At 61.2% G+C, this 14364-nt stretch carries 10 protein-coding genes and 2 pseudogenes; 8 read left to right on the forward strand and 4 right to left on the reverse strand.

Translation table 11 applies throughout. From position 1 onward, the window contains the following. Window positions 1-169: 169 nt before the first annotated feature. Window positions 170-3625 (reverse strand): transcription-repair coupling factor, encoded by a 3456-nt coding sequence (mfd, locus tag HLUSI_RS0110320; protein ID WP_016833889.1) that lies wholly within the window; start codon window positions 3623-3625, stop codon window positions 170-172. Window positions 3626-3846: 221 nt separating this feature from the next. Here mfd and ispD point away from each other — a divergent pair, with 221 nt between their 5' ends. From ispD to HLUSI_RS0110335, 3 genes and pseudogenes are all read left to right on the forward strand, one after another. After that, the gene (gene ispD, locus HLUSI_RS0110325) at window positions 3847-4587 is read left to right on the forward strand and encodes a 2-C-methyl-D-erythritol 4-phosphate cytidylyltransferase (protein ID WP_016833890.1); all 741 of its coding nucleotides are present in this window, start codon (window positions 3847-3849) and stop codon (window positions 4585-4587) included. Between the two features lie 19 nt (window positions 4588-4606). After that, a pseudogene (gene ispF, locus HLUSI_RS28050) lies at window positions 4607-5093 on the forward strand (2-C-methyl-D-erythritol 2,4-cyclodiphosphate synthase). 162 nt (window positions 5094-5255) lie between these two features. After that, window positions 5256-5462 carry a cold-shock protein gene (locus HLUSI_RS0110335; protein WP_016833891.1) on the forward strand — a complete coding sequence of 69 codons (207 nt, stop codon included), beginning with the start codon at window positions 5256-5258 and terminating at the stop codon, window positions 5460-5462. Between the two features lie 212 nt (window positions 5463-5674). On the opposite strand, the gene aceB is transcribed toward HLUSI_RS0110335, so the two are convergent. Continuing rightward, window positions 5675-7261: a malate synthase A gene (gene aceB / locus HLUSI_RS0110340; RefSeq protein ID WP_016833892.1), complete on the reverse strand. Its 1587-nt coding sequence runs from the start codon at window positions 7259-7261 to the stop codon at window positions 5675-5677. A 181-nt stretch (window positions 7262-7442) separates the two neighbouring features. Here aceB and HLUSI_RS0110345 point away from each other — a divergent pair, with 181 nt between their 5' ends. Next, window positions 7443-8351, forward strand: coding sequence for a LysR family transcriptional regulator (locus HLUSI_RS0110345; RefSeq protein WP_016833893.1), 909 nt, complete (start codon window positions 7443-7445; stop codon window positions 8349-8351). A gap of 72 nt (window positions 8352-8423) precedes the next feature. Here the strand turns inward: HLUSI_RS0110345 and thrC are convergent, their stop codons facing one another. Both thrC and HLUSI_RS0110355 read right to left on the reverse strand, forming a co-directional pair. Next, on the reverse strand, window positions 8424-9884 hold the full coding sequence (thrC, locus tag HLUSI_RS0110350) for a threonine synthase (protein ID WP_016833894.1): 1461 nt from the start codon (window positions 9882-9884) through the stop codon (window positions 8424-8426). 92 nt (window positions 9885-9976) lie between these two features. After that, window positions 9977-11113 (reverse strand): helix-turn-helix transcriptional regulator, encoded by a 1137-nt coding sequence (locus HLUSI_RS0110355; RefSeq protein WP_016833895.1) that lies wholly within the window; start codon window positions 11111-11113, stop codon window positions 9977-9979. Window positions 11114-11303: 190 nt separating this feature from the next. On the opposite strand from HLUSI_RS0110355, the gene HLUSI_RS0110360 reads away from it, so the two are divergent. The 4 genes and pseudogenes from HLUSI_RS0110360 to HLUSI_RS28055 all read left to right on the forward strand — a co-directional run. Continuing rightward, entirely contained in the window at window positions 11304-12956 is a 1653-nt protein-coding gene (locus tag HLUSI_RS0110360; protein WP_016833896.1) for a COG3014 family protein, read from the forward strand. A 43-nt stretch (window positions 12957-12999) separates the two neighbouring features. Continuing rightward, window positions 13000-13422: a YcfL family protein gene (locus HLUSI_RS0110365; protein WP_016833897.1), complete on the forward strand. Its 423-nt coding sequence runs from the start codon at window positions 13000-13002 to the stop codon at window positions 13420-13422. Between the two features lie 85 nt (window positions 13423-13507). Further along, window positions 13508-14107 (forward strand): penicillin-binding protein activator LpoB, encoded by a 600-nt coding sequence (gene lpoB, locus HLUSI_RS0110370; protein ID WP_016833898.1) that lies wholly within the window; start codon window positions 13508-13510, stop codon window positions 14105-14107. Between the two features lie 34 nt (window positions 14108-14141). Further along, a pseudogene (locus HLUSI_RS28055) lies at window positions 14142-14364 on the forward strand (hypothetical protein); the annotation flags it as partial.

Consider the following 14364-nt stretch of genomic DNA (forward strand, 5'->3'; position numbering starts at 1 on the left):
TTGAGCGCAGCGCTCAAGACCACGTCTTCGCAACGCCAGGCGTGTGCTCCCAGATCAACGACGCGCTGCGGCTGCGCCAGCGCGATGATGGCCTCGACGTCGGCGCGGTTGGTGTTCAATCCCTGTAAGGTCAGATTCATGGTGCGTCTTCTTCGTATTTGAAAATGTGTCAGCCGACCAGCGAACGCATGGTTGCCTTGATTTGTGTCACGCGTGCATTGAGGTCGGGCATGTTGGCGGTGATGCGCAACTTGTCCTGGCCGTTGAGCTTAATGTGGCGATTCTTCTGGATCAGTTCAATGATGCGCATGGCGTCGACCGGTGGATTCGGCACGAATTGCAACAACGCCGATTCGGCATGCGCGTCGATCTTGATGATGCCGAGCGGCTTGGCGGCGATGCGCAGGCGATGCGTTTCGACCAGCGCCTTGGCGACTTCCGGCAACTTGCCGAAACGGTCGATCAGTTCTTCCTGCAAGGCGTCGATGGTGTCTTGCGAGGTACAGTTGGCGAAACGTTTGTACAGCGACAAACGCTCGTGCACGTCGCCGCAATAGTCGTTCGGCAGCAAGGCCGGCACGTGCAGGTTGATCTCGGTGGTGCTGGCCAGCGGCGCCGCCAGGTCCGGCTCGCGGCCGTCCTTGAGCGCGCGCACCGCTTCGCTGAGCATGTCGGAATACATCTGGAAACCGATCTCGTGCATCTCGCCCGACTGGCTGTCGCCGAGTACTTCGCCGGCGCCGCGGATTTCGAGGTCGTGCATGGCGAGGTAGAAGCCGCTGCCGAGTTCTTCCATCTGCTGAATCGCTTCGAGGCGGCGTTGCGCCTGCTTGGTCAGGCCCTTGACGTCGTTCACCAGCAGATAGGCATAGGCCTGGTGATGCGAGCGGCCGACGCGGCCGCGCAACTGGTGCAACTGCGCCAGGCCGAATTTGTCGGCGCGATGCATGATGATGGTATTGGCGGTCGGCACGTCGATGCCGGTCTCGATGATGGTGGTGCACAACAGGATGTTGGAACGCTGCGCGACGAAATCGCGCATGACCTTCTCCAGATCGCGCTCGTGCATCTGGCCATGCGCGATGACCACCCGCGCTTCCGGCAGCAGCGCTTCGAGCATGGCCTTGCGGTTCTCGATGGTGTCCACTTCATTGTGGAGGAAGTAAACCTGGCCGCCGCGCTTCAACTCGCGCAGACAGGCTTCGCGGATGGTCGATTCGCCTTCGGCGCGCACGAAGGTCTTGATCGCCAGTCGCTTTTGCGGCGCCGTGGCGATGATCGAGAAATCGCGCAAGCCTTCCAGCGCCATGCCCAGCGTGCGCGGGATCGGCGTGGCGGTCAGCGTGAGCACGTCGACCTCGGCGCGCAGCGACTTGAGCGCTTCCTTCTGGCGCACGCCGAAGCGATGTTCTTCGTCGATGATGACCAGACCCAGGCGCGAGAACTTGACGTCGTCGGACAGCAGCTTGTGGGTGCCGATGATGATGTCGAGCGTGCCGTCGGCCATGCCCTTGATGGCCTGCGTGATTTCCTTCCCGGTACGGAATCGCGACAGTTCGGCGATGCGCACCGGCCAGTTGGCGAAGCGGTCGGCGAAGGTCTGCGCATGCTGCTCGGCCAGCAAGGTGGTCGGCGCCAGGATGGCGACCTGCTTGCCGCCCATGACGGCGACGAAGGCGGCGCGCAGGGCCACCTCGGTCTTGCCGAACCCGACGTCGCCGCAGATCAGCCGGTCCATCGGCTTGCCGCCGGTCATGTCGCCGATGACGGCGTTGATGGCGGCGGCCTGGTCGGGCGTTTCTTCAAAGCCGAAACTCTCGGCGAAGGTTTCGTAATCGCGTGCGGAATACTGGAAGGCGTGGCCCTGTCGCAATGCACGGCGGGCATACAGGTTGAGCAATTCGGCGGCGGTGTCGCGGATCTGTTGCGCCGCCTTGCGTTTGGCTTTTTCCCACTGGCCGGAGCCGAGCGAATGCAATGGCGCGTCTTCCGGCGAGGCGCCCGAGTAGCGTGCGATCACGTGCAGTTGCGAGACCGGCACGTAGAGCTTGGTTTCCTTGGCGTATTCCAGGTGCAGGAATTCGGTCTCGCCCTCGCCCAGGTCCATGCTCAGCAAACCCATGTAGCGGCCGATGCCGTGGTTGGCGTGAACCACCGGATCGCCGATCTTGAGTTCGGACAAATCGCGCACCATGTGCTCGACCTGCGTGACGTTTTCCTGCTTCTTGCGACCGACGCGGCGACCGGAACCGGCATACAGTTCGGTCTCGGTAATGAAGGCGACTTGTTCCTGCTCCAGCTCGAAGCCGGCATGCAAGGGCGCCACGCCCAGCATCAGCGGTTCGCTGTTGCCGATGAAGCTGTCGTAGCCGTCGCACAGGGCCGGATGCAGATCGTATTCGGCGAAGTATTGCTGCAATGTTTCGCGGCGGCCGTTGGACTCGGCGCACAGCATGACGCGCTTGCCTGTCTTGAGCAGATAAGCACGCAGGTTGGTCAGCGGATCGTCGGTGCGGCGATTGACCGCGACGTTGGGGATCGGCGCCGACAAGGCCGATGGCGTATCGTCGGTTTGCAATACCCAGCGGCCGTAGGGCTTGACCAGCGTAAAGAAATCTTCGTCGGTCAGGAACACCTGTTCCGGCGCCAGCACCGGACGTTCGCGGTCGGCCTTGAGGAAATTATGGCGCGAGCGCGTGTCGCTCCAGAAGCGCTTGATGGCCTGGTCGATATCGCCGACCGTGGCGAACATGCTGTTCTCGGGCAGATAGCGGAACAGGGTTGCGGTCTCTTCAAAAAACAGCGGCAAGTAGTATTCGATACCGGCCGAGGCGATGCCGTTGCCGATGTCCTTGTAGATTGCCGAACGGGAAGGATCGCCTTCGAACACCTCGCGCCAGCGGCTGCGGAAGGCGGAGCGCGAGATTTCATCCATCGGAAATTCGCGGCCCGGCAGCAGGCGCACTTCACGTACGGGGTACAGCGATCGCTGGGTGTCGGCGTCGAAGGTGCGGATGGTTTCGATGATGTCGCCGAACAGGTCGAGGCGATACGGCAGCGCCGAGCCCATCGGGAAAATGTCGATCAGGCCGCCGCGCACCGAATACTCGCCGGGCGACATGACTTGCGTAACGTGGGTGTAGCCGGCCAGCGTGAGCTGCGATTTCAGGCGCGCCTCGTCGAGCTTCTCGCCCTGCTTGAAGAAGAAGGTGTAGGCGGCCAGGAAGCCCGGTGGCGCCATGCGCAGCAAGGCGGTAGTAGCGGGCACGATCAGCACGTCGCACTGGCCGTTCTGCACTTCATACAAGGTGGCCAGACGCTCCGAGACCAAGTCCTGGTGCGGCGAGAAGGCGTCATAGGGCAGCGTTTCCCAGTCGGGCAGCAGATGACAGCGCAGCTTGTCTCCACCGTCGCTGCCTTCAACCGGGCGCTGGAACCACGGGATTTCCGACAGCAGGCGCTGGGCATCGGTGGCCCCGGCCACCACCACGGCCAGCATGCGGCCTTCGGCCTTCAGCGCCAGCGCGGCCTGGGCCAGCAGATAGGCATCGGCGGAACCGTGCACGGCAGGAGGCTGGAAACGGATACCTGCCTTGGGCAGGCTTTTTTTCGGATCAAAAGACATCAGGATCGGGAGGATCGGCTTGGTTGGACTTGATTCGGGTACAGCAACGGCGCAGGCCCGGCGGCGGCCATGCTGGCAGCGCCGCAAAATGCCGGTCGCTTGCAAGGGATTGGCATTAGAATTCAGCCTCACATTATAAACGAAGCCCTCTGCTGGCAAGGCTGCGCCCCAGGCGCCGCACGCAGGCATTTTCTGCGCTCTTGCCGTCATGGCGCCCCGGCATGACCGCTTCCGCATCGTCACCTCAGACCCGACATTTTGCCCTGATCCCCGCCGCCGGCATCGGCGCGCGCGTGGGCGGCGCCATCCCCAAGCAATACCTGCCGCTGGCCGGCAAGCCGATGCTGCAATATGCGCTGGACATCTTCGCCGCCAGTGCGCTGATCGCCCACACTTTCCTCGTGGTGAGCGCCGACGACGGTTATATCGACGACTTCCTGGCGACGCAGCCGCAACTGGCGGGCAAACTGACGGTGCTGCGCAACGGCGGCGCCACGCGCCAGGACAGCGTGCTCAATGGCTTGCAGGCGATCGGCGCGCAGCTCGGCGCCGACGACTGGGTGCTGGTGCATGACGCCGCACGCCCGGGGCTTGCTGCGGATTTGCTGGATCGTCTCATCGCCGCACTGCATGGCGATGAGGTCGGCGGCTTGCTGGCGCTGCCGGTGGTGGATACGCTCAAGCGCAGCGGCGGCACGCCGGAGCAGCACGAGCGCGTGCAGGCGACGGTGCCGCGCGATGCGTTGTGGGCGGCGCAGACCCCGCAGATGTTCCGCTACGGTTTGCTGACGCGGGCGCTGGAACAGGCGCATGCGCAAAACCGCGTCGGCGACATCACCGACGACGCCAGCGCCGTCGAGATGCTGGGCCTGCAGCCGAAACTGGTCGAAGGCAGCCCGCGCAATTTCAAAGTCACGCTGGCGCACGATGTCGCGCTGGCCGAACTCTTCCTGAAAACATAGGACATAAAGGATATACCGCATGACGTTTTCCCCTCCTCCATTCCGCATCGGCCAAGGCTACGATTGCCACGCGCTGGTGACGGGGCGCAAGCTGATCATCGGCGGCGTCGACATTCCGCACAAGACCGGGCTGCTCGGACATTCTGACGCGGATGTGTTGCTGCACGCCATCACCGATGCGATTTTCGGCTCGGCCGGACTGGGCGACATCGGCCGCCATTTTCCCGATACCGACGTCCAGTTCAAGGGCGCCGACTCGCGCGTGCTGCTGCGCGGCCGCCGCCGGTTATGCGATCGGCAACATCGACGCCACCATCATCGCGCAAGCGCCCAAGATGGCGCCGCATATTCCGGACATGGTGGCGCACGTGGCTGCCGATCTCGGTATTGCAGCGGAGCAAGTAAACATCAAGGCCAAGACCAATGAAAAGCTGGGCTACCTCGGTCGCGAAGAAGGCATCGCCGCCGAAGCGGTGGTTTTGGTATACAAACTGGGCGCAAATTAAATCATTCTCATAGAGTGAAAAACGCTTGCATTGGCGATTTAATCGGTATAATTAAAGGGTCGTTAAGATTCGAGTTGGTAGTGCGGTATCAGTCTGTCATTCCTCTCTAGGTTTAAACGATAATAACGGGCAAAGCCCACACTAACTTATTTAGGAATTAACATGGCAACTGGTATCGTAAAGTGGTTCAATGACTCGAAGGGCTTCGGCTTCATTACTCCTGACGAAGGCGGAGAAGATTTGTTCGCTCACTTCTCGGCTATCCAATCGAACGGCTTCAAGTCCCTGAAAGAAAACCAACGCGTTTCTTTCGAAGTGACTACTGGTCCTAAGGGCAAGCAAGCTTCGAACATCGTTCCGGCTGCTTAAGCTTTTCAAGCTAAAAAAAATCCCCGACCTGTCGGGGATTTTTTTCGTCTGCAGGTTTTGCGGCGCAGGCATTGTACGTGCGTTGCGCGTGCATCATCCGCGCCCCGCTGAATGAAAAACGCCCGGCATGACCGGGCGTTTCCACATGTACAGCGATGCCGGAGAAACGGCGACCTCAGTGCAGATCGCCGTCCCGCCGCCTCAATGCATCATCAGATTTCTTCGTACAGCGGCAATGTCAGGAATTCGGCGAACGTCTCCGAAGTCGACATGTCTTCGAAGATCTTTGCTGCACGGTCGTAGGTCGGACCGTTGCCGGCCACTTCCTTGACCTTGGCCAGCTCCTCCGGAATCATCGCGCGCACCATGTCGGCGGTGACCTTGCGGCCGTCTTCCAGGTTGCCCTTGCTGCTGCGGATCCATTGCCAGACTTGCGCGCGGCTGATTTCCGCAGTTGCGGCATCTTCCATCAGGTTGTGGATAGGCACGCAACCGTTGCCGGCCAGCCAGGCGCCCAGGTAGTGGATGCCGACGTTGATGTTGTAACGCAGGCCGGCTTCGGTGATCGGCGTTTCAGGCTGGAAGTTGAGCAGGTCGGCCGCCTTGACGTCGACGTCCGGACGCTGCTTCTCGAACTGGTTCGGCTTATCGCCCAGCACCGCCACGAATTCCTTCATCGACGGTTCAACCAGGCCCGGGTGAGCAACCCAGCCGCCGTCGTAGCCGTCGGTCGCATCGCGACGCTTGTCGTTGATGATGCCTTGCATGGCGATGGCGTTCTTTTCCGGATCGTTCTTGATCGGGATCAGCGCGCTCATGCCGCCGATGGCCGGCGCGCCGCGCTTGTGACAGGTCTTCAGCAGCAGCAATGCATACGAACGCATGAACGGCGCGGTCATGGTGACCTTGGCGCGATCGGCCAGGCAGAAGTCCTTGTCGTTCTTGAACTTCTTGATGCAGGAGAAAATGTAATCCCAGCGGCCGGCGTTCAGGCCCGCGCTGTGTTCGCGCAGTTCGTACAGGATTTCTTCCATTTCGAAAGCGGCGGTGATCGTTTCGATCAGCACGGTCGCCTTGATGGTGCCTTGCGGCAGGCCGATTTCGTTTTGCGCCATCACGAAGATGTCGTTCCACAGACGCGCTTCCAGATGCGATTCCATCTTCGGCAGGTAGAAGTAAGGACCGGCGCCGCGCGCCAGTTGCTCCTTGGCGTTATGGAAGAGGAACAGCGCGAAGTCGAAGATGCCGCCGGAGATACGCTTGCCGTCGATGGTGACGTGCTTTTCGTCCAGATGCCAGCCGCGTGGGCGCACCACCAGCGTGGCGATCTTGTCGTTGAGCTTGTAGCTTTTGCCGTTCGATTCCAGCGAGATGGTGCGGCGGATCGCGTCGAACAGATTGATCTGGCCGCTGATCTGGTTGTCCCAGACCGGCGAATTCGAATCTTCGAAGTCGGTCATGTAGCTGTCGGCGCCCGAGTTGAAGGCGTTGATGACCATCTTGCGCTCGACCGGGCCGGTGATTTCGACGCGGCGGCATTTCAGTGCTTCAGGAATCGGCGCGATCTTCCAGTCGCCGCTGCGGATGTTCGCAGTCTCCGGCAGGAAGTCGGGACGCTCGCCGGCGTCCAGGCGCTTGACGCGCTCAACGCGTACGGCCAGCAATTCCTGGCGGCGCGATTCGAAGGCGCGGCTTAATTTGGCTACCAGCGCGAGCGCGTCAGGCGTCAGGATCTGTTCATAACCAGGCTTGATTTCACCAGAAATCTGCATCCCGGCCGGCAGTGTCAATTGCGTCATGCTGTGCTCCTAAGTAGATAAAAGATCGGATGACAATGTCTTGTCGAATTGTATTTTTGTGCACTTAGTATATTTAAACTAAATCCACATGAGTGAAACGTTTTATCACTTTATCTTTGCGTTTTAGTCACAAGTGACGAGATAATGACTACGCCGTTTTCCCGCCTTCGAGAGTACCGCCATGGATCAGTTCAAGCAAATTTCCACCTTCGTCGACGTTGCCGCCAAAGGCAGCCTCTCGGCCGCCGCCCGCGCCGAGGGCATCGCCCCCGCCATGATCGGCCGCCGGCTGGATGCGCTGGAGGAGCGTCTGGGCGTCAAGCTGCTGCAACGAACCACGCGCAAGATCGTGCTGACCAATGAAGGCGCGGCCTTCCTGGAGGACTGCCAGCGCATCCTGACCGACCTCGAAGACGCCGAATCATCGGTTTCCGAACGCAGCGCACGCGCCAGCGGCAACCTGCTGATCTCGGCCCCGGCCGGCTTCGGCCGCCAGCACGTGGCGCCGCTGGTGCCCTCCTTCCTGACCGAACATCGCGACGTCACGCTCACGCTCAATCTCAACGACCGCATCGTCGATCTCATCGGTGAAGGCGTCGACGTCGCCATCCGTATTGCCGCACTGACCGATTCCAACCTGATCAGCGTCAAGCTGGCCGACAACCACCGCGTGGTGGTGGCGGCGCCCTCCTATCTGCGCCGCCATGGCATTCCGGAGACACCCGACGACCTGGCGCGCCACAACTGCCTGGCCATCAGCAGCGAAGGCAGCCAGCGCGGCTGGACGCTCAGGCAGCACGGCAAGGTCAGCGTCTACAAGGTCGGCGGCAATATGGTCTGCAACGATGGAGAGGTGCTGCACAACTGGGCGCTCAACGGCAAGGGACTGGCCTGGCGTTCCATGTGGGAAGTCGGCGCCGCGCTCGAGTCGGGCGAGCTGGTAACGGTGCTGGACAAGTTCGACGCGCCGGCACCGGCGATTTATGCGGTCTTTGCCCAGCGCCGGCATTTGCCGCTGCGGATACGCGCCTTCGTGGATTTTTTGCGGCATACCTATGCCCAGCCGAACTACTGGCGGCATCCCGCCTGAGCAGCTTGAAGTGCGCGACCGAGATGCGCGCCGCTGGCGTCACCCGGCGCGACTTTGCTCATGTGCGCTTGCTTACAGCCCGGTGTGCTTCGCCACAAAGGCTTTGACCTCGGCGGCATCGGCGGACATGACATCGAAACGCTGTGGCAGCGTTTCGATGTTTTCGAAGCCGGCGGGACGGTCCGCGTCGCGACCCAGCGCTTCGCGGATGGTCTCGTTGAACTTGGCCGGCAAGGCGGTTTCCAGCACGATCATCGTCACGCCTGCGGTGAGGTTTTCACGCGCGACCTTGATGCCGTCGGCAGTGTGTGTGTCGACCGTGATGCCGTAGCTCTTTTCGGCAAAGCGGATGGTTTCCAGGCGATCGGCGTGCGTCGACTTGCCCGAGGCGAAACCGTAGCGGATCACGCTGGCGAATTCATCGCCGTCGCTGCCCGGCTTGCCGGTCAGGTCGAAGCCGCCTGCGGTCTCGACCTTGTGGAACAGGGCTTTGACGCGTGTGCTGTCGCGGCCTAGCAAGTCATAGACGAAACGCTCGAAGTTGGAGGCCTTGCTGATGTCCATGCTCGGGCTGCTGGTGTGGTAAGTCTCGGCCGACTTGCGCACGCGGTAGACGCCGGTGCGAAAGAATTCGTCGAGCACGTCGTTCTCGTTGGTGGCGACCACCAGCTTGTCGATCGGCAGGCCCATCATGCGCGCGATGTGGCCGGCGCAGATGTTGCCGAAGTTGCCCGACGGGACCGTGAACGAGACCTTCTGATCATTGCTGGTCGTCGCCGCCAGATAGCCGCGGAAGTAATACACCACCTGCGCCACGACCCGCGCCCAGTTGATCGAATTGACGGTGCCGATTTTTTGCGCAGCCTTGTAATCGAGATCGTTGGAGATTGCCTTGACGATGTCCTGGCAATCGTCGAACACGCCTTCCACCGCCAGGTTGAAAATGTTCGGATCCTGCAGGCTGAACATCTGTGCGGTCTGGAACGCGCTCATCTTTCTGTGCGGCGACAGCATGAAGACACGGATGCCTTGCTTGCCGCGCATGGCGTATTCGGCCGCGCTGCCGGTATCGCCGGAAGTCGCGCCGACGATGTTGAGTTCGGCGCCCTTCTTGGCCAGCGCATATTCGAACAGGTTGCCCAGCAACTGCATGGCCATGTCCTTGAAGGCCAGCGTCGGGCCGTTCGACAGGCCTTGCAGCACCAGCTTCTTGCCGTCCTTGTCTTCCAGCGTGCGCAGCGGCGTGATCTGCGCGGCGTCTTCGCCGGCGCGCGTGTTGCGATAAACGTCGGCGGTATAGGTCTTGTGCGTCAGCGCCTTGAGGTCGGCGTCGGGAATATCGCCGGCAAACTTCTTCAGCACTTCGTACGCCAGGTCTGCATAGGACAGCGTGCGCCATTGATCCAGCTCGGCGCCGGTGACCTGCGGATAGTGCGCCGGCAGATACAGGCCACCATCCGGCGCCAGGCCGCCCAGCAGGATTTCGGAAAAGGAAGGTGAAGCAGAGTGACCGCGAGTGGAGACGTATTGCATGGCGTAAGTAAGAGTGGAAGTGGTCTTGCAACAGGTTGCACGGAGACCGCCATTATAGCTGGCTCGCGGGAGGAATCCGCGTTTTTGCCGCTCTACAGCATCACGTGCGGCTGCGACGCCAGCAAGGTGCGGATCAGCTCCGCCTGGCGCTTGGCGCCGGTCTTGGCGAACAGACTCGCCAGATGGGTGCGCACGGTGTTGCGACTGATGTCGTTCTTCAATGCGTACGACTCGATGGTGTCGTTCTCGAGCAAGGCTTCAGCCAGGCGCGTCTCGGCCGGCGTCAGGCGATAGATAACCTGCAATTGCGCCGACCGCGAGACCCGCTGGCCCGTCATGTCCTGCAGGATCAGCAAGGCAAACGGACCGCCGCACAAGGGATCGAGCGCAGCAGGAATGGTCGCCGGAATCACCGATACCAGCAGCGGCGTCGATTGTTTGCGGCGCGCGATGGCAAACCATTGTCCTTGCCGCGGTCCCATCGTGGTCGCCATGCGCAGCGCGTGCTGCAGGCGTTCGGCGTCGGCCGGTTCGGACACAACCAGTTTGTCGTTGCGCACGGACAAGCCGTCGGCAGCGGCCAGGATGGCGGTCGCCTGCGGATTCAACGAGACGATGCGACCCGCGGCGTTGATCCATAGCGTGCCGTAGGGAAGATGCGCGACCACCGATTCGCTGGCCGACTGCTGGCGCTCCAGCGTCTGCATGCGCGCACGCAGCGTGGCCGAGCGGATCAGGTGCGGCGACAGGCTGCGCAGGAAAGCGTATTCGGTCTCTGCGTATTCCTGCGCGCCCAGCGGACGCAGGAAGGCGATTGCCTCAGACTGCGTGGTGCGCTCGCCGATGCGCCCGACCACCATGTGGCGGCCGCCGTATTTGAACAGGAAGTCGTTGTAGATTTCGCTCTTGCGCACGAAGCGTTCGTCGAAACGCTGATGGTCGGCGCGCCACTCGCCGACTTCGCCTGTGGCCAGCCAGCCCAGGCGGTCGTCGACCTGGCTGTAGTATTCCTTGTACTCCACGTCGCCAGCCTGATAGTCGCTGTTGCTGACGCAGGAGGCGATCACTTCGCGGCTCTCCATGTCCATGTGGACGTAATGGCCGGCAATGGCGCCCACCTCGAGGCAGATCATTTCCATGGCTGGCGCGATCCGGCTCAGGTCCTGAACGGAGTCGTAAATCAACTCCACCAGCTGGCCGAAGCGTTGTCCCGCATTCCCCGTTGACATATTCAAACCCCTGAATCGCGTTATTTGACGTTATTTGCCGCGACTTCTATCCCTGTGAACGAGCATAGAACATTTCGCTATCTCATTCAAACGAATGAGGCTTTTTTCTTCGGCGATCTTTAGAATAAATGCAATAAAAATGCCTGCCGGCATCTTTCGGCAGTAGCTCATATCCTGGGGAGGATAAAAAATGGAACAACAAAACAAATCCGTCGCATTGACCATCAAGCGGCTCGGGAAAAACATCGGCGGCAGCGTCTGCCTGATCTCGCTGGTGGCCGGTTGCGCCACGAACGGCTACGACCGCAAAGCGACCACGACGATGGACGCAATGAAGTCCGGCAACGCGGAACTGGCGCTGCAAGCGCTGGAGCAGCAGAATCCCGACAAGGACAAGGATCTGCTCTATTTCATGGAAAAAGGCGAGTTGTTGCGCATGAAGGGCTCCTACGAAGCCAGCAAGGAGACCTGGCTGGCCGCCGATGAAAAAGTGCGCGGCTGGGAGGACCAGGTCAAGACCGATCCATCCAAGCTGCTGGGCGACATCGGCTCCATCGTCTTCAACGACACCACGCGCCGATACGACGGCCGCGACTACGAAAAGGTATTCATCAATCTGCGCCTGGCGCTGGACCACCTTGCCATCGGCGACTGGGATTCGGCGCGCACCGAAATCAAGAAGATGCACGAGCGCGAAGCCATCATCGCCGACTTCCGCAGCAAGGAACTCGACGCCGCCAAGAGCAGCGCCGAGTCGAAAGGCCTGAAGACCACCTCCTTCAAGGAACTCAACGGCTATCCGGTGGAAACGCTGGAAGACCCGGCGGTGCGCGGGCTCAAGAACTCCTATGAATCGGCGTTCGCCAACTATCTTGCGGGCTTCGTCTATGAAGGCCTGGGCGAGCCGTCGCTAGCGGCCGCAGGCTATCGCAAGGCGATTGAAATGCGTCCCGGCCAGGCCACGCTGGAAGAAGGCCTCAAAGGCCTCGACGGTCGCGTGCGCAGCCGCTCGCCGAAGCTGGTCGATACATTGATCGTGATCGAATCGGGCAGCGCCCCGGCGATCAGTTCGATGACCTTGCCGATCATCCTGCCGATTCCAGGTCGCAGCGGCCTGAGCCTGATCGCCACGCCGATCTCATGGCCGGTGATCCGCGCCGCCGACAATTCGGTGGTGCCTGCCAGCATCACGGTCGACGACAAGCCGGTGCAGGTCGCCCTGCTGACCAGCGTCGACCAGATGGCGCGCCGCGCATTGTCGGATGAAATGCCGGGCATCATCGCACGCTCGTCCATCCGCGCCATCACCAAAGGCATCGCGCAGAAAGCCATCGACGACAACGCCGGCTCGCTGGGCGCGTTCGGTTCGCTGCTGAGCATCGCGGCCAAAGCCGGCACGATGCTGGGCGAAGTCGCCGATGAACGCACCTGGCGCACGCTGCCGGGCTTCTTCTCGGTGGCGCGCGTGAAACTGGCGCCGGGGATGCACAAGATCCTGCTGCCGACCGCGACCGGTCCGCAATTGCGCGAAGTCGGCGTCTCCGGCGCCTACGCCATGGTGTCGCTGCGCACGTCCGGCCCCTCGCTTTATCTGGCGCAGACCCCCTATAATGCCGAGCAGGCAGCGTTAGCCTTGGCAGCACCGGAGAAGCCTATCCCTGCGGTGAAAACAGCCAAAGGCAAAACCGCCGCCAGGAAAGTGGCGGCGAACAACAGCAAGAGTACCGGCGCTGATGCAACAGCAACGATAACCGCAGCACCGGCGGAAAAAGCCGCGGCAGTCGCCAGCAACATAAAGAAAAAAGCCATTGTGCCGGTATCGGCCAGTGTCAGCGCACCGTGAACACGCGGATGCTGAAAACAGGATTAAACGGGGAATCGATCACATGAACATCAAACACGCATTGCGTGCAGGCGCGCTGGCGTCCGCACTCGCGCTCGGCATGCAAACCCTGCCGGCACAAGCGCAATCCATCGCCTCCAAAATCGAATTGCTGGGCGCTCCGGCGTCGCTGGAATTCACCGGCCTGCGCATGCGCGAGCAAAACGGCCTGCTCAACGTCCAGGCCGAGCTCACCAACCGCGACAACCGACAGCACACGGCTTACTACCGCGTCAAATGGATGGACGAAACCGGCTTCCAGGTGTGGGACGACGAGCCATGGAAGCCGCTGCTGGTCAACGGCGAACAAAAGCTGACGCTGCAGATGGTCGCGCCGACCACCAAGGCGCGCGACTTTGCGATCCAGTTCAGCGCCACCATCAACAAATCGCTGTCGACCAGCGATGCTCCTCTGATGGGACGCTGAGACCGCAGCGGTCTCCGTCTCCGCGCTGATTCAACACTGTCTATTCATCACTCACCACTGTCTTTACGCTTAACAAGGAATTGCCATGATGCACACCACTGCCCGCTACGCCGGCCTCACCCTGATTTCCGCGCTGCTGTTCGGCTGCGCCCAGACCGGTACGCCGACGGTCGGCAACAACGTCCAGTACGGCGACGCCAAGGCCGTCGAACAAGTCACCAATGAATTCGGTTCGACCGACCTGCAGACCATCGCCGAATCGATGGCGCGTTCGCTGGGCCAATCGGCAGCCGGCTACAAGAGCAAGCCGCTGGTGACCATCGCCGACGTCAAGAACAAGACCAGCGAATACATCGACACCCGCTCGATCACCGATTCGATCCGCGTGCAATTGCTCAAGGGCGGCACCATGCGCTTCGCCACCGACATCGTCGGCATGCAGAACCAGACCGACGAACTGACTCGTCAAAACAACACCGGCCTGTACAAGAAATCCGCCACCGCCAAGGTCGGCAAGATGGAAGGCGCGCAATTCCGCATCGAAGGCAACATCACTTCCATCGTCAAGCGCAGCAGCAACACGACGGACGTGTACTACAAGTTCAGCCTGATCATGACCAACATCGAGTCCGGCACCATCGAATGGGCCGACGAGAAGGAAATCCGCAAGACCTCCAAGCGTTGATTCCCGTTCACCAATGTTGAGAGAGGATTTTCCCATGCCGACATCGCCATCCCGGATGTTCAACGCACTGCTGGCTTCGCTGGCATTGGCGTTGACGCTGGCGGCGCCGACGCTTGCGCAGTCGCAGAACCTGCCCAAGATCGCCGTCACCGACTTGTCGTACGAAGAGAAAGTAAAAGAGTACTTCCAATACTTCGAAGCGCGCGAGAAGCACAACAACAGCTATTCCGCCAACGCGCGCGCCAGCGACTCCAAAA

Origin of the sequence: Herbaspirillum lusitanum P6-12 (assembly GCF_000256565.1) — a bacterium.
Taxonomy (GTDB): domain Bacteria; phylum Pseudomonadota; class Gammaproteobacteria; order Burkholderiales; family Burkholderiaceae_D; genus Herbaspirillum; species Herbaspirillum lusitanum.